This window comes from Kribbella sp. NPDC002412 (genome assembly GCF_053592935.1).
The window spans coordinates 24,237-40,199 of the sequence record NZ_JBSFBL010000035.1 but is presented as its reverse complement, the minus strand read 5'-3'; the positions used below and the strand labels follow the sequence as shown (position 1 = coordinate 40,199).

Genomic DNA, 15,963 nt, shown 5'->3' with positions numbered 1-15,963 from the left:
CCGTCCCTCACACCGGGCGACCTCCAACGAACGTCTGCCCCACCAGCGGCACCCCCGGGCGGTAGGCCAGATGGATGTACGACGGGGCGTCGAGCACGGCCAGGTCGGCGCGGGTCCCGGGTGTCAGTCGGCCGATGTCTGTGCGGCGGAGTGACGCGGCGCCGCCCGCGGTCGCGGACCACACAGCCTCGGCGGGGGTCATGTGCATCTCGCGCACGGCCAAGGCGATGCAGAGCGGCATGGACGAGGAGTAGCCGGAGCCCGGGTTGCAGTCGGTGGCCAGGGCGACGGTTACTCCGGCGTCGATCAGCCGCCGGGCATCCGGGTACGGCGACCGCGTGGAGAACTCGACCGCCGGCAGCAGCCCCGCGACGACCCCGGTCGAGGCGAGGCCATCGATATCGGCGTCACTGAGATAGGTGCAGTGGTCCGCCGCGGCCGCGCCGACCTCGCAGGCCAACTGAACTCCCGGCCCCTCGCCGAGCTGGTTGGCGTGGACCCGGGCCTGCAAGCCCTTCGCCTGCCCCGCGGTCAGGATCGCCCGCGCCTGATCCCCGTCGAAGGCGCCGCGCTCGACGAACACGTCGATCCACTTGGCGTGCTGCGCCGTTGCCTCGAGCATCGGCCCGGTCACGAGCGACACGTAGCCGGCCGGATCCTCCGCGTACTCGGCCGGTACGACGTGCGCCCCCAGATAAGTGGTCTCGTCGGTGAACTGACCCGCGATCTGCAGCCCGCGCGCCTCGTCGGCGACCGTCAGCCCGTAGCCCGACTTGATCTCGACCGTCGTCGTGCCCTGCCGGCGCATCTCGGTCACCAGCCGCGCCACGTTGGCGGTCAGCACCTCGTCGGTGGCCTGCCGGGTCGCCGCGACCGTGGTCCGGATCCCGCCCGCGGAGTACGGCGTACCGGTCATCCGGGCAGCGAACTCCTCGGCCCGGTCGCCGGCGAACACCAGATGCGCGTGCGAGTCGACGAACCCCGGGATCACCGCGCGGCCGCCCAGGTCGACGGCCTGATCGGCGGCCGGCGCCTCGCGCCTGGCGCCCACCCATGCGACCTTGCCGCCCTCGACCACCAGGGCCGCGTCCCGCACCTCGCCGAGCAGGCCGCCACGCGCCGAATCGTTGGTCACCAACGAACCGATACCGGTCAGCAGCAAGGAGGTCATTCGGTCACCTCCTCGATCGCGGCCGCGAGCTCACCGGCCACGTCCAGCTTCACATGATTGCCCTCAACAACTACCTGCCGTCCGCCTACCACCACGTCAGTCACATCAGCTGCCGAGGCGGCGAAAACAGCTGTCTCCACAGTGTTTCCGGTGCCCGCCGTCCGCACGCTGTCCAGACGTACGGCGACCAGGTCGGCACGGGCGCCCACCTCGATCACCCCCGCGTCGTCGAACCCGAGCGAACGGTGCCCGTCGACTGTCGCGGCCTTGAGCAACTCGGAGGCGGACCAGTGGCCGCGCTCCCGCGAGGCGAGCCGTTCGTCGAGTTCCACCGCGCGCATCTCCTCGAAGAGGTCGATCACCGCGTGGCTGTCCGACCCGAGCGTCAACGGCGATCCGGCGTCACGCAAGGCCGACGACGGGCCGATGCCGTCGGCAAGGTCCCGCTCGGTGGTCGGGCAGAAGCACGAGTACGTCGCCGAGCTGCCGAGTAGACCCACGTCGACATCGGTGAGGTGAGTAGCGTGGACGGCGCTGGTCCGGCCGCTGAGGAAGCCGGTCTCGTCGAGGACCTGGGCCGGCGTGCGGCCGTAGGCATCCAGGCAGGCGGCGTTCTCGCCGACTTGCTCGGACAGATGGATGTGCAAGGGTGCGTCGGGCAGGGCCGCCGCGACCGCGCCGAGTTGCTCGTGCGGAACGCCTCGGATCGAGTGCGCCGCCGTACCTATCACCACATCGTCGGCGCCGGTCAGTTGCGCGACGCGGGAGGCCCAGGCTGCGGCGTCGCCGTCGCTGAAGCGTTGCTGGATCGAATTGAGCGGCTGGTCGATCCCGCCGGCGACGTAACACGTGTCCAGCAAGGTGATACGGATGCCGGCGTCGCGGGCGGCCGCGATCAGCGCCGTGCCCATGGCGTTCGGGTCGTCGTAGTGGCGTCCGCCCGGGGCGTGGTGGAGGTAGTGGAACTCGCCGACGGCGGTGATCCCGGCCAGCACCATCTCGCCGTACACCGCGCGGGCGAGGCGGTAGTAGGCCTCCGGGGTCAGCATCGACGCGACGGCGTACATCTGCTCGCGCCAGGTCCAGAACGTGCCGCGCTCGGTCTGCGTGCGGCCGCGGAGGGCGCGGTGGAAGGCGTGGCTGTGGCAGTTCGCGAGGCCGGGCAGCACGAGTCCGTTCAGCCGGATCGCGTCGCCCGGATCCGCGTCGGCCTCGACCGCGGTGAAGCGTCCGTCGGCGATCGTCACCAGCACCCGCTCGGCGACCCCGGACGGCAATAAAGCGCGCGAGCACCAGTACGACGTCACTTCGCGAGATCCTTCAGTACGGCGGCCAGCGCGTCCACGCCGGCCAGGCAGTCGTCCATTTCGGCGTACTCGGCCGGCGAGTGCGAGATGCCGGTCGGGTTGCGCACGAACAGCATCGCGGTCGGAATCCCGGCGGCCGAGAACACACCGGCGTCGTGGCCGGCTCCGGTCGGCAGGACGGGTGCGCCGCCGAGGACGTCGACGAGGCGGTCGCGCAGACCGGCCGGGAAGTCGACGATCGGCGACACGGACTCGGGGACGACCTCGAGCGTCGTACCGTCTCGTTCCGCTCTTTCCGTCGCTTGCTTGGTGATTGCCGCGAGCAACGACTCCAGGGTGGTTTGGTCGGCGGCCCGGGCGTCGAGCCAGGCGGTGACCTGCGAGGGTACGGCGTTGGTGCCGTTGGGCTCGACGGAGAGCCGGCCGAAGGTCGCGCGGGCTCCCGCCAGGCGGGCCTGTTTGTTGGCGGCAAGCGCGGTCATCGCGTAGGTGAGCATCGGGTCGTGCCGGTCCTCCATCAGCGTGGTGCCGGCGTGGTTGGCCTCGCCGCCGAACGTGAACCGGTACCGCCCGTGCGGCCAGATCGAGCTCGCCACGCCCACCGGCGCGGTCAGCCCTCTCCCCTGCTCGACATGCAGCTCGACAAACGTCCCCATCCGCTGCACCAACGGCGACGGCCCGACCCCTGCCGGATCAAACCCCGCCGCCTCCAGAGCAGCCGCCAACGTCACCCCCGCCCGATCCGTCAACGCAAGTGCGCGCGACGGCGGCAACACTCCCGCCGCAACCCGAGACCCCAAACAAGGCATCCCGAACCGCGACCCTTCCTCCTCCACAAACACGCCGACCCCGATAGGCACCGAAGGCGAAAACCCCTCCTCCCGCAACCGATCGACCGCAGCCAACGCGCTCACAACCCCCAACGGCCCGTCGAACGCACCACCGTCGATCACCGAGTCGAGGTGACTGCCGGTCACCACTCCAGGCTCACCCGGCGGACCCCACCAGGCGATCAGGTTGCCGATGCCGTCGGATTCCAGGGTGAGCCCGCGGGCGGCGCACTGGTCGGTGAACCAGTGCGTCGCCTCGCGTTCGGTGGGGGTCCAGCCGCCTCGGTGGTAGCCGCCGGTTTCGGGGCTGCGGCCGATGGCGGACTGGGACGCCCACAGGGATTCGAAGCTCAAGACAGCGGGTTCTTCGACAGCCAGTCCTTGGCGACCGCGTTCGGCGACTCCTTGCCGACGTCGATCCGCTTGACCATGTCGGTCAGCGCGTCCGTGGTCAGTTTGGCCGAGACCGCGTTCAGCGCGGCCGCGACGTCGTCCGACTTGTGGTCGGTGCGGATCAGCGGAACGATGTTGTTCGGCGGCAGGATGTTCTCCGGGTCCTCCAGCATGACCAGGTTGTTGTCCTTGATCAGCGACTGGGTGGTGAAGAAGTTCGACACCTGGATCTGGTTGTCCAGCAGCGCCTTCAGGCTCAGCGGCCCACCGGCGTCCAGCGTCTTGTATTCCTTGCCGAACTCGACGCCGTACTTCTCCTTCAGGCCCTTCAGCCCGGCGTCGCGCACCTTGAACTCGGAGCTGCCGCCCGCGGCCATGTCCTTGGCGACCGGCTTCAGGTCGGCCAGCGACTTCAGGCTGTACTTGTCCGCGGTCGCCTTGGTCACCACGATGGTGTCCTCGTCGGCGGCCGGCGACTTCTCCAGCACCTCCAGCCCGGACGGCAGCGAGGACTTCAGGGCGTCGTACGTCGCCTGGTCCTCGGTCTCGGTGGCGTCGGTCTTGAAGTAGTGCAGCGCGGCGCCGGTGTACTCCGGCAGCAGGTCGACCGAGCCGTCCTTGATCGCGGCCATATAGGTCTCGCGGTTGCCGATGTTCGGCTTCTGCTTGACCTCGATCCCCTTCGCCGCCAGCGCCTGGCCGTAGATCTCCGCGAGCAGCTGGCTCTCGGAGAAGTCGGCGGACCCGACGGTGAGGCTGGTGACCTTGTCGGGCGCGGGTGAGGAACCCGCGTCGCTGTCGCCCAACTGATCGCCCCCACCCCCACACCCGGCCAGGCCGAGCACGGCCACCCCGGCGATCGCAGTACGGATGAGCGTGGATCTCAACACGAGAGCCTCCAGTGTCTCGTCAGCCACCGGCCGCTGCCGGTGGATGTTTCGATGGGGCGGATGATCTTCGGCAAGTTCATCAGGTAGGTCGGACAGTTCAGTCGGTCTTGAGCCCGTCGGAGACGGCGACCCGGCCGAGGAGGGCGAACATCACGTCGAGCAGGATGGCGAGCAGGGCCACCAGCAGGGCGCCGGTGAACATCTGCGGGAAGTCGCGGAGCTTCAGCCCGTCGACCACGTAGCGGCCGAGGCCGCCGAGCGACACGAGCGCGGCGATCGTCGCGGTCGAGACGATCTGCAGGGTCGCGCCGCGCAGCCCGGAGATGATCAGCGGCATCGCGATCGGGATCTCCACCCTGGTCAGGATCTCGCGTCCGGTCATCCCCATCCCCCGGGCGGCGTCGATCGTGGCCGGATCGACACCGGACAGACCGGCGTACGTCGAGGCCAGGATCGGCGGGACACCGAGCGCGACGAGCGCGATCAGCACCGGCAGGAACCCGATCTGGTCGGTCAGCAGCACCGCGATCATCAGCAGGCCGAGGCTCGGCAGCGCGCGGGCCGCGTTGCCCAGGTTGATCGCCAGGAAGGCCCCGCGCCGGGTGTGGCCTATCCGCAGCCCCACCGGCAGGGCGATCGCCGCGGACAGCCCGAGGGCGGCAAACGTGTACCAGACGTGCTCGATGATCCGGGCCCAGATCCCTTCCGGGCCGGACCAGTTGTAGGAATCGCTCAGGTATTCCCACATGTCAGGCCACCTCCACCGGCGGTGCGGCGAGCACGCGGGACCACGGTGTGAGGATCCGCTGCAGACCGACGAGGATCAGGTCCGCGAGCAGCGCCAGCAGCAGCGAGAGCACCACGCCCACCACGACCGGGGTGAGGAAGTCCCGCTGGAAACCCAAGGTGAACAGCTCCCCCAGTCCGCCGATCCCGATCACCGCGCCGACGCTCACCATCGAGATGTTCGCGACGGTGACGACGCGCAGTCCCGCGAAGATCACCGGTACGGCGATCGGCAGGTCGACCGCGACGAGCCGGTGCAACGAGCTGTACCCGACCGCGACCGCGGACTGCCGGACGTCGGGCGGCACTGAGCGCAACCCGTCGATCACGTTGCGGATCAGCAGCGAGACCGTATAGATGGTCAGCGCCACGACGATGTTGACCGGGGACAGCACCTTGGTGCCGAGGATCGCCGGCAACACGATGAACAACGCGATCGAGGGCAGTGAGTACAGCACGCCGCCGAACGCGATCAGCGGGTTCGCCAGCCAGGAGAACCGGGTCGCCACGTAGCCGAGCGGTAGCGAGATCAGCAGTCCGAGAACGACGGGGATGATCGCCAGGTAGATGTGCTCGCGCAGCTGTGCCCAGATCAGGTCGAGGTTGTCCGCAACCCAGGTCATGACCGGAGTGCCTCTGCGACGATCACCTGGTCGACCACCCCGACAGCCTTGCCGGTGCCGTCGACGCAGACGCCCCAGCCGTTCGGTGAGGTCAGTACGGCGTCCAGCGCGGCACGCAGCGAGTCACCCCGCTGGAAGACGGCGCCGAGCGGCTGGATCTCGTGGTCGTTGCGCCAGCCGACCGGCTTGCTGTCGTCGTCCAGCACGAGGTCGGGCGGCAACGGCTTGAGCGGCAGGTCGTCGGGGTGGACGAAGGTGAGCGCGCGGTAGCCGCGGTCCTGCCCGACGAAGCCGCGGACGAAGTCGTCGACCGGGTTCGCGAGCAGGTCGGCCGGCGGCGCGAACTGGGCCAGCTTTCCGCCGACTCGCAGTACCGCCACGTTGTCGCCGAGCTTGATCGCCTCGTCGATGTCGTGGGTGACGAACACGATCGTCTTGCCGATGTCGCGCTGCAGGCGGAGCAGCTCCTCCTGCAACTGGTGGCGCACGATCGGGTCGACGGCGCTGAACGGCTCGTCCATCAGCATGATCGCCGGGTCGGCCGCCAGCGCCCGCGCGACGCCGACTCGTTGCTGCTGGCCACCAGACAGCTGGGCCGGGTACCGCTCGGCCAGCTTCACGTCCAGCCCGACTCGCTCGAGCAGCTCCATCGCGGTGGCGCGGGTCTTGCGCTTGTCCCAGCCGAGCAGCTTGGGCACGGTGGCGATGTTGTCCACGACCGTCTTGTGCGGGAACAGCCCGGCGTGCTGGATCACGTACCCGATCCCGCGCCGCAGCGTCACCGGGTCCTTGCCGGTGATGTCCTCGCCGTCGATCGAGATCGTTCCGCTGGTCCGCTCGATGGTGCGGTTGATCATCCGCAACGACGTGGTCTTGCCGCAGCCGGACGGCCCGACGAACACGGTGATCTGACCGCTCGGGATCCGCAGGGACAGCTTGTCGACGGCGACGGTGCCGTCCGGATACCGCTTGGTGACGTCCTCGAACTCGATCATGGCGCCCCTTCGCGCTCGTCGTCGGTCGCCCGATCGACCCTAGCGGAACGAGAGACCGAAGCCACGCGATTCTCATTCCCGGGAAAGTGCACCGTAACAATAGACAATGTCACGGTCGCACTCTGCGATCAGACCTCCTGCATCGGAACTCTGACTCCCCGTTCGGCGGCAACCTCTGCTGCCTTGTCGTAACCGGCGTCGACGTGCCGGATGACACCCGTCGCCGGGTCGTTGGTGAGCACCCGTTCCAGCTTCTGCCGGGCCAAGTCGGTGCCGTCGGCAACCGACACCTGGCCGGCGTGGATGGACCGGCCGATGCCGACGCCGCCGCCGTGGTGGATCGACACCCAGGACGCGCCGCTGGCCACGTTCACCATCGCGTTCAGCAACGGCCAGTCCGCGATCGCGTCCGAGCCGTCCAGCATTCCTTCGGTCTCCCGGTACGGCGACGCGACGCTACCGGTGTCCAGGTGGTCCCGGCCGATCACGATCGGCGCCTCGAGCTCGCCGGAGGCAACCATCTCGTTGAACCGGACCCCGGCCTTGTCCCGCTCACCCTGGCCGAGCCAGCAGATCCGGGCCGGCAGGCCCTGGAAGGCGACCCGCTCGCCGGCCAGCTTGATCCACCGGGCCAGGTGCTCGTTGTCCGGGAACAGGTCGAGGATGGCCTGGTCGGTCCTGGCGATGTCGGCCGGGTTGCCGGACAGCGCCGCCCACCGGAACGGGCCCTTTCCCTCGCAGAACAAGGGCCGGATGTACGCCGGCACGAAGCCGGGGAACTCGAACGCGCGCGAGTACCCGGCCTTGCGGGCCTCGTCGCGGATCGAGTTGCCGTAGTCGAACACCTCGGCGCCCGCGTCCTGGAAGCCGACCATCGCCGCGACGTGCCGGGCCATCGAGGCCTGCGCGCGCTCGGTGAAGCCGGCCGGGTCCTTCTCCCGCGCGGTCGCCCAGTCGTCGAACTCGATCCCGACCGGCAGGTACATCAACGGGTCGTGCGCCGAGGTCTGGTCGGTGACGATGTCGATCGGGGCGCCCAGCTCCAGCAGCTCCGGCACGATCACCGCGGCGTTGCCCAGGACACCGATCGAGAGCGGACGCCGGGCCTTCTTGGCGTCCTCGGCCAGCCGCAGCGCCTCCTCCAGCGACCCGGCGCGGACATCGAGGTACCGGTGCTCGATCCGCCGGTCGATCCGCGAGGAGTCGACGTCGACGCAGATCGCCACACCGTCGTTCATCGTCACCGCCAGCGGCTGGGCGCCACCCATGCCGCCGAGACCGGCGGTCAGCGTGATGGTGCCGGCCAGCGAGCCGCCGAACTTCTTCTCGGCCACCGCGCCGAACGTCTCGTAGGTGCCCTGCAGGATGCCCTGGGTGCCGATGTAGATCCACGAGCCGGCCGTCATCTGGCCGTACATGGTCAGCCCCATCGCCTCGAGCTTGCGGAACTCCTCCCAGGTGGCCCAGTCGCCGACCAGGTTCGAGTTCGCGATCAGCACCCGCGGCGCCCACTCGTGCGTCTGCATCACGCCGACCGGACGGCCGGACTGCACCAGCATGGTCTCGTCGTCCTTCAGCGTGGTCAGGGTCCGGACCATCGCGTCGAACGAGTTCCAGTCCCGGGCCGCCTTGCCGGAACCGCCGTACACGACCAGCTCGTCGGGGTGCTCGGCGACCTCCGGGTCGAGGTTGTTCTGCAGCATCCGCAGCGCGGCCTCCTGCTGCCAGCCGCGGGCGGTCAGGGTGGTGCCGCGGGGTGCGCGCACAGGACGGGGTCCGGACATGGGTGATCCAGCCTTTCTGCTCAGGACAGCGGGCCGGTGACGGCCTCGGTCGCTTCGATATAGGTGCCGTCGGCAACAAGGCGGACGGAGTGCTCGATCTCGGGCGCCAGGTGCCGGTCGGTGCCCGGCCCCTGGACGTGCGCCCGGAGGGCGGCCCGGACGGCGGCGGTGGCCGGCGCCGGGGTGAGCGGCGCGCGCAGGTCGAGCGCCCGCGCGGCGGTCAGGATCTCGACGGCGAGGACGCGCTGCAGCCCGTCGATCGCCTTGCGCAGCTTGCGTGCGGCCGACCAGCCCATCGAGACGTGGTCCTCCTGCATCGCGCTGCTCGGGATGGAGTCCACGCTGGCCGGTACGGCGAGCCGCTTGAGCTCGGACACGATCGCGGCCTGTGTGTACTGCGCGATCATGTGACCGCTGTCGACCCCGGGGTCGTCGGCGAGGAACGCGTTCAGCCCGTGGTTCCGGGCGACGTCGAGGAAGCGGTCGGTACGGCGTTCGCTGATGCTGGCCAGGTCCGCGACGGCGATCGCGAGGAAGTCGAGCACGTAGCCGACCGGCGCACCGTGGAAGTTGCCGTTCGACTCCACCCGTCCGTCCGGCAGCACGACCGGATTGTCGATCGCGGCGGCGAGCTCGTGGTCGGCGACCGTGGCCGCGTGCGCCGCGGTGTCGCGAGCGGCGCCGTGCACCTGCGGCGAACACCGCAGCGAGTAGGCGTCCTGGACGCGGTTGCACTCGGGACCGCGGTGGCTCGCAACGATCGCGCTGTCGGCGAGGATCGCGCGCAGGTTCGCCGCGGCGGACCGCTGACCGGGATGCGGCCGCAGCGCCTGCAGGTCGTCGGCGAACACCCGGTCGGTGCCGAGCTGCGCCTCGACGCTCATCGCGGCGGCGAGGTCGGCGGTCTTGAACAGCCGGTCGAGGTCGGCCAGCGCGAGCACCAGCATGCCGAGCATGCCGTCGGTGCCGTTGATCAGCGCCAGCCCCTCCTTCTCCGCGAGTACGACGGGAGTCAGGCCATGGGCCCGCAGTGCGTCGCCGGCGTCCAGAAGGTTGCCTTCGGCATCTCGCACGAAGCCCTCACCCATCACCGCGAGAGCGACGTGGGACAGCGGCGCGAGATCACCGGAACAGCCGAGGCTGCCGTACTCGTGCACCACCGGAGTCAGGTTGGCGTTGAGCAGACCGGCGTACGCTTGGGCCGTTTCGACCTTCACGCCGGTGCGGCCGGTCGCGAGCGTCGACAGCCGGAGCAGGGTGAGGGCGCGGACGACCTCGGTCTCCACCTCGGGGCCGGAGCCGGCCGCGTGCGACCGGACCAGGCTGCGCTGCAACTGCGCCCGCAACTCCGGCGCGATGTGCCGGGTCGCGAGGGCGCCGAAACCGGTCGAGACCCCGTAGTGCGGGGTGTCCGCGTGCGCGAGGGCCTCGATCGCGGCCCGCGACTTCGCGATCTCCTCGAGGGCCTGGTCGCCGATCCGCACCCGGACCCCGTGCCGTGCCACCGCCACGACGTCGGCCGCGGTCAGCGGCCCGACGCCGACGACTACCTCGTTCTGCTCATCCACTCGTTCATTCCACCGCGCTGCACGGACAACCGACAGCAGCGCCATGCACTTTCTGTCTCGGATCTGAGACACGTTGCTGGACCGCCCGACACATAGAGTGAAGGAATGGTGTTCGAGATCCGGCCGGCCCGGCCGGAGGACGCGGCGGGGATCGCCCGAGTTTGGGCAGCCACGATGCCGCAGTTGGTGAAGACGGCCCGCGGGATCGAAGCCCAACTGCGAACCGGCAAGAGCCAGGTGGTCCTGGTCGCTGTCGACGGCCGGGACGTGGCCGGTTTCGGGACCGTCTACCTGCCCGACCCGGGCGAACGCGGCCCACGGGTCCGAATCGCCGTACAGGTCCCGCCGGCGGTGCGAAGGTGTGGCATCGGCAGCGCGCTGGCCGAGGCCGTCGGTGCCGAAGCGGTGAAGGCGGGCGCCGTCGCACTGCTGGTCGTCGTCGCGGACGATGCCGAGTCGAAGCAGTTCGCGACCCGGCAAGGGTTCACCATCGGTCGCCGGATGTCCCATTCCCGAGCCGATCTGAGCGCCGTACCGCCACCGGCCGCCGCACCTTCCGGGTTGCGCCTGGCTGATTACGACCAAGTCGATCCACGGGAGTTGTGGCAGGCGGTCGTGGCGGTCACCGGCGGCGATCCGAGCGGGCTGTCGTTCTCGCTGCCGTACGACGAATGGCTGGCCGTCGACTGGGGACACCCGGATCTGCGGCGCGATCTCAGTTTCGCCGTACTGGACGGCGACACCGTGCTGTCGTTCGTCACCACGACGGCCGACCCGGAGCGGAAGGTGATCTGGTCGAACCTGACCGGCACCATCCCGCCGGCACGCGGTCGCGGGCTGGCGAAGGTGGTGAAGTCGGCCGCGCTGGCGCAGGCCCGGGACGCGGGCTTCGTCGCCGCGTACGCCGGCAACGACGCGGGGAACGCCCCGATGCTCGCAGTGAACACCTGGCTCGGCTACGAAGTGTCGTCGAGCGCCTGGACCGCGGAGAAGGCCCTGTGAATCGAATCGTGCTGTCCCTCACGTTCTTCGGCATCCTCGCGGTGGTGGTCGGCATCCTCACCTCGGGTGACGACCAGGACATCGACTGGGCGATCACCGGTGGCCTGTTCGGGCTCGCGCTCGCCGGCGAGGGAATCCGGCAGTGGCTGCGCCGCAGCCGCGCCAAGTCCCGGGAATCGTCCGGAATCTGAGACTTCGCGGCTACGCTGCCGTTGTGAGCGGCAACGTTCCCGCCTCGACCCGCACGCTGCGGGTACTGACGTTCCTGGCCACCCAGCCCGGACCGGTGCCGATGGAGCGCATCGCCTCCGCGGTCGGCCTGCCGCGCTCGTCGACGTACCACTTGCTGCGAGCAATGATCGACGAAGGCTTCGTGGTGCACCTGCCGGAGGAGAAGCGGTACGGGCTCGGGGTGGCCGCGTTCGAGATCGGGTCGGCGTACCTGCGGCACGATCCGCTGGAGCGGTTGGCTCGGCCGCTGCTCGTCCAGTTGGTGGCTGAGGTGGGTCAGACGGCGCATCTCGGCGTACTCCATGGGCGGGAGCTCGTCTACCTGCTGAAGGAACAGCCGCCGCGCCCGGTCACGCTCGTGACGGACGTCGGGGTGCGGTTGCCGGCGACGCTGACCGCGTCTGGTCGCGCATTGCTTGCCGAGTTGCCGGCGGCTCAGGTACGGGCGTTGTTCCCCAGCCCGGAGAGTTTCGTCCGGCGGACGGACCTGGGCCCGCAGACGCTCACTCAACTGCGGCGCCTTCTCGCCGACGAGAAACGCCAGGGTTTCGCAGTCGAGGACTCCTTCATCAGCCCTGGCTTCTCGTCCGTCGCCAGCGCCGCAGTCGACCACGCCGGGCACCCGGTCGCAGCCATCAGCGTAACCTTCCGCACCGACGCCGTACCCCCCACCGACCGCCGCCTCCTGGCCCACCGAACCCGCCAAGCCGCCACCGCCCTCACCCGCCGCCTGCGCGGGTAGTCACCACAACCACTGAGTGGGCTTAGCACCACCTCAGGTGGGGACGTGGGCTGACTGTGTGCGCTGGTTGTGGGCGGAAGGGTTGGGGACCTGCCGCTAGTCAGGAGGAGCACCGTGGTTCGTGGGTTGGTTGCTGTGGTTGGGGCTGTTGGGCTCGGGGTCGTGGGGATCGTGCCTGCGGCTGCCGACGAGGGGGTGGTTGTCAGGACGGAAGGTGGGTTGATCCGCGGCATGGTTCAGGATCACGTCCGCACCTTTCGAGGGATCCCGTACGCCGCTCCGCCTGAGCGATGGCGGTCGCCACGGCCCGCCGCAGCCTGGACCGGAGTTCGGGACGGGACGAAGTTTGCGAACAGTTGCGCCCAACCAGAGCACCCGGTCGGTGTCGCCGGCGCCAATGAGGACTGTCTGTATCTAGATGTGACGACGCCGACCACGGACGGGAAGAAGCGGCCGGTCGTCGTCTGGATTCATGGCGGCAGCTTCACCAACGGCGCCAACAGCTTGTACGGCCCCAACAGGTTCGCCGGCCGCGGTGACGTCGTCGTGGTGCAGGTGCAATACCGGCTGGGTGCCTTCGGGTTTCTCGCCAGTCCGCTGCTCGGCGGCGACTCGGGCAACTACGGACTGGAAGACCAGCAGGCCGCACTCCGCTGGGTCAGGCGGAACGCGGCGGCCTTCGGTGGTGACCCCCGGAACGTGACCCTGATGGGTGAGTCGGCCGGCGCCTACAGCGTCTGCGACCACCTGGCTTCCCCCACCGCGGCCGGACTGTTCGACCGGGCGATCATCCAGAGCGGACCCTGCGCGCAGGAGTACTCCGCAACCAACTACGCGGCGCCGAGACCGCGATCAGTCGCCCACGACTACAGCCGCGGCCTCGCGAAAGAGCTGAACTGCAAGACGGCCGCATGCCTCAGAGACATCCCCGCCGACCGGCTGCTCGCAGCAACCGCGGACGCGGAGTTCGGACCGGTGCTCGGTGGGCGGGTGCTCCCCTGGCACCCGGCCAAGAGAATGGTCGCCAAGGTGCCGGTCCTGCACGCCGTCAACCACGACGAGGAGGCTGGTCGGTACGGCGCTCAGGAGGTCTTCGGCCAGCCGATCACGCAGACGGAGTACGAAACCGCCGTACGCGAAACCTTCGGATCAACCGCCGACAAGATCCTGGCCGAGTACGCCGACATCCGGCCCGCCGGCCGCGCCCTCGCCACCGTCATGACGGACTCGCACTGGGCCACCCCCGCCGCGAAGACCAACCGCATCCTGTCGAAGCGCATGCCGACGTACGCGGTCGAGTTCGCCGGCGAGGCGCCCTGGTACGCCGGAGCGCCCAAGCCGACCTGGCCCGTCGGCTCGCACCACCTCAGCGACGTCGCCTACTTCTTCGACCTGGCGGTCCTCGAGCCACCGCAGCAGGAGTACGCCGACCAACTCATCACCACCTGGGCCGACTTCGCCCGCACCGGCACCACGCCCTGGCCGCGCACCCGCCCGACCGATCGGACCATCCAGTCCCTCACCCCGACCGGCGCCACCCGAACCGACTTCGTCACCGACCACCGAGTCGCCTTCTGGCTGTGATCGACCACGTACGACGGCCCTCCGCGAAGCCACCTGACTTCGGGGAGGGCCGTCGTACGCCCGGGCCGCGGCATCCACGTCGCGGGGCGGGCACTACCAGGAAGACTTGGTGATGCCGGGGAGCTCGCCGCGGTGGGCCATGGCGCGGAAGCGAACGCGCGAGATGCCGGCCTTCCGCAGGTAACCGCGGGGGCGGCCGTCGGCGACGTCGCGGTTGCGGACCCGGATCGGGCTCGCGTCCCGCGGCAGCTTCTGCAGGCTCAGCTGCGCCGCGCCGCGGTCCTCGAAGGTGGACCGCGGGTCGGCGATGATCCGCTTCAGTTCGGCGCGGCGCGCGGCGTACCGGGCGACGGTCCGCTTGCGCTGCTCGTTCTTGGCGATCTTGCTGGTCTTCGCCATCAGCGCTCTTCGCGGAAGTCCACGTGCTGCCGGACGGCCGGGTCGTACTTGCGCATCACCAGGCGGTCGGGATTGTTCCGCCGGTTCTTGCGCGTTACGTAGGTGAAGCCGGTGCCCGCCGTGCTGCGGAGCTTGACGATCGGGCGGAGGTCGTTGCGCTTGGCCATACTGGGTTCCTTTCCTCAACTGCGATCCACAGTGTACGTTGTACTGGTAATCATTTTCAATAAGGGAGTGTGGATGCTGCCGGTGACCTTGCTCACGGGGATCGACGAGCGGTTCCGCGGCGCGGTGGCGGGGAACCTGCTGGCCGCGGCCGGCCCGCGCGGCGTACTGGTCGAGTACGACGTCGCAGGACTGGCCGACGGGTCCGTCGTACGGATCGCCCGGACCGCCGGCGGCGTGATCGACCGCGAGGTGATCCGGATGAGCCACCCGTGCGTCTCCTGCGCGATGCGCGGCTCCCTGGTCGCCCTGCTGGTCAGCATCGCGGCAGTCGAGCGGTACGACGCCGCGATCGTGTCCGTCCCCGGCGCCGGGGACACCCAGGCGGTCGCCGAGGAGATCGCCCGCGACGCCGGCGGCGAGCTGCGGGTGGACGCGGTCGTGACCACGGTCGACACCGGCACCGTGATCGACGATCTCACCGGCGACCAGCTGATCCAGGACCGCGGGATCCCGACCGCCGCCGAGGACGGCCGTGCGATCGCCGAGGTGGTCGCCCGCCAGCTCGAGTACGCCAACGCGGTCGTGCTCAGCAGCGAGGACGAGACCGTCCGGGCGCTCACCCAGGCGATCAATCCACAGCTTCTGGTCCGGACCACCCCGGCCGGGCTGCTCGGCGTACGGCTGCACGACCCGGACGCCGCCGAGACCTGGACCGAGCCCGGCTCGATCTGCGCGACCACCGAGAGCGGCCTGGTCCGGACCCTGGTCTGGCAGGCCGACCGGCCGTTCCACCCGGAGCGGCTGTACGACGCCCTGGAGGATCTGGTCGCCGGTACCGCGCGCGGCCGCGGGACGGTATGGATCGCGACCCAGCACCGCAACCGGCTGAGCTGGGACAGCTTCGGCACCAACATCTCGATCGGCGTGCTCGGTCCGTGGCTGGCCGACCTCCCGGCCGACCGCTGGCCCGGGGTCGGCCAGCAGCACCAGGCCCGATCGGCGCTCGAGTGGCATCCGGATCACGGCGACCGGGCGTCGTATCTGTCCATTACCGGGGTCGGCCTGGACATGCGGGAATTACGCGAGCGTCTGGATGGTTGTGTCCTGCGTGCGGACGAAGCGGTCCACCCCCTGACCGACCCGTTCGCCCCTTATCTGGAAGGAAGTACTGCTGCATGAAGAAGGACATCCACCCCGACTACCGCCGGGTCGTCTTCCGGGACAAGTCCGGCGACTTCAGCTTCCTCACCGGTTCGACGCGCGAGAGCAACGAGACCATCGTGTGGCACGACGGGAACACCTACCCGGTCGTCGACGTCGAGATCTCGTCCGCGACGCACCCGTTCTACACGGGCCAGCAGCGCGTGATGGACACCCAGGGCCGGGTCGAGAAGTTCAAGAAGCGCTACGGCAAGTCGTAACCCCCGGCTTCGACGGCCCGCTCGGACCCACCGAGCGGGCCGTTGGCCTGTCCGGCCCCGGACCGCCAG

General features: G+C 69.7%; 17 protein-coding genes. 6 read left to right on the top strand and 11 right to left on the bottom strand.

Annotated features, from left to right (window positions below; genetic code table 11):
- Positions 1-7 precede the first annotated feature (7 nt).
- The 9 genes from hutI to hutH all read right to left on the bottom strand — a co-directional run bounded on the left by hutI (position 8) and on the right by hutH (position 10,392).
- Entirely contained in the window at positions 8-1,171 is a 1,164-nt protein-coding gene (hutI, locus tag ACWCOV_RS26055) for an imidazolonepropionase (protein WP_449831923.1), read from the bottom strand.
- The gene (locus tag ACWCOV_RS26050; RefSeq protein ID WP_449831922.1) at positions 1,168-2,478 is read right to left on the bottom strand and encodes a formimidoylglutamate deiminase; all 1,311 of its coding nucleotides are present in this window, start codon (positions 2,476-2,478) and stop codon (positions 1,168-1,170) included. The genes hutI and ACWCOV_RS26050 overlap by 4 nt, the downstream gene beginning before the upstream one ends.
- A complete protein-coding gene (locus ACWCOV_RS26045) occupies positions 2,475-3,662 on the bottom strand; it encodes an allantoate amidohydrolase (RefSeq protein WP_449831921.1) in 1,188 nt (395 codons plus the stop codon). Before ACWCOV_RS26045 ends, ACWCOV_RS26050 begins: the two co-directional genes overlap by 4 nt.
- On the bottom strand, positions 3,659-4,591 hold the full coding sequence (locus ACWCOV_RS26040) for an ABC transporter substrate-binding protein (protein ID WP_449831920.1): 933 nt from the start codon (positions 4,589-4,591) through the stop codon (positions 3,659-3,661). The genes ACWCOV_RS26045 and ACWCOV_RS26040 overlap by 4 nt, the downstream gene beginning before the upstream one ends.
- Before the next feature lie 97 nt (positions 4,592-4,688).
- Positions 4,689-5,339, bottom strand: a complete 651-nt coding sequence (locus tag ACWCOV_RS26035; RefSeq protein WP_449831919.1) for an ABC transporter permease — start codon at positions 5,337-5,339, stop codon at positions 4,689-4,691.
- Between the two features lies 1 nt (position 5,340).
- Complete coding sequence (locus ACWCOV_RS26030; RefSeq protein WP_449831918.1) at positions 5,341-6,000, bottom strand: ABC transporter permease; 660 nt, start codon at positions 5,998-6,000, stop codon at positions 5,341-5,343.
- The gene (locus ACWCOV_RS26025; protein ID WP_449831917.1) at positions 5,997-6,995 is read right to left on the bottom strand and encodes an ABC transporter ATP-binding protein; all 999 of its coding nucleotides are present in this window, start codon (positions 6,993-6,995) and stop codon (positions 5,997-5,999) included. Before ACWCOV_RS26025 ends, ACWCOV_RS26030 begins: the two co-directional genes overlap by 4 nt.
- 128 nt (positions 6,996-7,123) lie before the next feature.
- Positions 7,124-8,779, bottom strand: a complete 1,656-nt coding sequence (gene hutU / locus ACWCOV_RS26020; RefSeq protein WP_449831916.1) for a urocanate hydratase — start codon at positions 8,777-8,779, stop codon at positions 7,124-7,126.
- Between the two features lie 20 nt (positions 8,780-8,799).
- Positions 8,800-10,392, bottom strand: coding sequence for a histidine ammonia-lyase (gene hutH, locus ACWCOV_RS26015; protein ID WP_449831915.1), 1,593 nt, complete (start codon positions 10,390-10,392; stop codon positions 8,800-8,802).
- A gap of 60 nt (positions 10,393-10,452) precedes the next feature.
- Between hutH and ACWCOV_RS26010 the strand changes: the two genes are divergently transcribed.
- The 4 genes from ACWCOV_RS26010 (at position 10,453) to ACWCOV_RS25995 (ending at position 13,906) form a co-directional block, all read left to right on the top strand.
- A complete protein-coding gene (locus ACWCOV_RS26010) occupies positions 10,453-11,349 on the top strand; it encodes a GNAT family N-acetyltransferase (RefSeq protein ID WP_449831914.1) in 897 nt (298 codons plus the stop codon).
- Positions 11,346-11,540 (top strand): hypothetical protein, encoded by a 195-nt coding sequence (locus ACWCOV_RS26005; protein ID WP_449831913.1) that lies wholly within the window; start codon positions 11,346-11,348, stop codon positions 11,538-11,540. The genes ACWCOV_RS26010 and ACWCOV_RS26005 overlap by 4 nt, the downstream gene beginning before the upstream one ends.
- Before the next feature lie 23 nt (positions 11,541-11,563).
- Positions 11,564-12,322, top strand: coding sequence for an IclR family transcriptional regulator (locus ACWCOV_RS26000; RefSeq protein ID WP_449831912.1), 759 nt, complete (start codon positions 11,564-11,566; stop codon positions 12,320-12,322).
- A 69-nt stretch (positions 12,323-12,391) separates the two neighbouring features.
- Positions 12,392-13,906 (top strand): carboxylesterase/lipase family protein, encoded by a 1,515-nt coding sequence (locus ACWCOV_RS25995; protein ID WP_449831911.1) that lies wholly within the window; start codon positions 12,392-12,394, stop codon positions 13,904-13,906.
- Positions 13,907-13,999: 93 nt separating this feature from the next.
- Here ACWCOV_RS25995 and rpsN read toward each other — a convergent pair whose 3' ends face one another.
- Both rpsN and rpmG read right to left on the bottom strand, forming a co-directional pair.
- Positions 14,000-14,305, bottom strand: coding sequence for a 30S ribosomal protein S14 (gene rpsN / locus ACWCOV_RS25990; RefSeq protein WP_449831910.1), 306 nt, complete (start codon positions 14,303-14,305; stop codon positions 14,000-14,002).
- Complete coding sequence (rpmG, locus tag ACWCOV_RS25985; RefSeq protein WP_360449989.1) at positions 14,305-14,472, bottom strand: 50S ribosomal protein L33; 168 nt, start codon at positions 14,470-14,472, stop codon at positions 14,305-14,307. The genes rpsN and rpmG overlap by 1 nt, the downstream gene beginning before the upstream one ends.
- A gap of 73 nt (positions 14,473-14,545) precedes the next feature.
- On the opposite strand from rpmG, the gene ACWCOV_RS25980 reads away from it, so the two are divergent.
- Positions 14,546-15,652: a CobW family GTP-binding protein gene (locus ACWCOV_RS25980; protein WP_449831909.1), complete on the top strand. Its 1,107-nt coding sequence runs from the start codon at positions 14,546-14,548 to the stop codon at positions 15,650-15,652.
- The gene (locus ACWCOV_RS25975) at positions 15,649-15,894 is read left to right on the top strand and encodes a type B 50S ribosomal protein L31 (protein ID WP_449831908.1); all 246 of its coding nucleotides are present in this window, start codon (positions 15,649-15,651) and stop codon (positions 15,892-15,894) included. Before ACWCOV_RS25980 ends, ACWCOV_RS25975 begins: the two co-directional genes overlap by 4 nt.
- Positions 15,895-15,963: the final 69 nt, after the last annotated feature.

What these genes read in the sequence shown, in the direction of transcription:
- hutI (WP_449831923.1), bottom strand. Translation starts at nt 1,171, where the DNA reads ATGACCTCCTTGCTGCTGACCGGTATCGGTTCGTTGGTGACCAACGAT.
- ACWCOV_RS26035 (WP_449831919.1), bottom strand. Translation starts at nt 5,339, where the DNA reads ATGTGGGAATACCTGAGCGATTCCTACAACTGGTCCGGCCCGGAAGGG.
- ACWCOV_RS26030 (WP_449831918.1), bottom strand. Translation starts at nt 6,000, where the DNA reads ATGACCTGGGTTGCGGACAACCTCGACCTGATCTGGGCACAGCTGCGC.
- ACWCOV_RS26025 (WP_449831917.1), bottom strand. Translation starts at nt 6,995, where the DNA reads ATGATCGAGTTCGAGGACGTCACCAAGCGGTATCCGGACGGCACCGTC.
- hutU (WP_449831916.1), bottom strand. Translation starts at nt 8,779, where the DNA reads ATGTCCGGACCCCGTCCTGTGCGCGCACCCCGCGGCACCACCCTGACC.
- hutH (WP_449831915.1), bottom strand. Translation starts at nt 10,392, where the DNA reads ATGGCGCTGCTGTCGGTTGTCCGTGCAGCGCGGTGGAATGAACGAGTG.
- ACWCOV_RS26010 (WP_449831914.1), top strand. Translation starts at nt 10,453, where the DNA reads ATGGTGTTCGAGATCCGGCCGGCCCGGCCGGAGGACGCGGCGGGGATC.
- rpsN (WP_449831910.1), bottom strand. Translation starts at nt 14,305, where the DNA reads ATGGCGAAGACCAGCAAGATCGCCAAGAACGAGCAGCGCAAGCGGACC.
- rpmG (WP_360449989.1), bottom strand. Translation starts at nt 14,472, where the DNA reads ATGGCCAAGCGCAACGACCTCCGCCCGATCGTCAAGCTCCGCAGCACG.
- ACWCOV_RS25980 (WP_449831909.1), top strand. Translation starts at nt 14,546, where the DNA reads ATGCTGCCGGTGACCTTGCTCACGGGGATCGACGAGCGGTTCCGCGGC.
- ACWCOV_RS25975 (WP_449831908.1), top strand. Translation starts at nt 15,649, where the DNA reads ATGAAGAAGGACATCCACCCCGACTACCGCCGGGTCGTCTTCCGGGAC.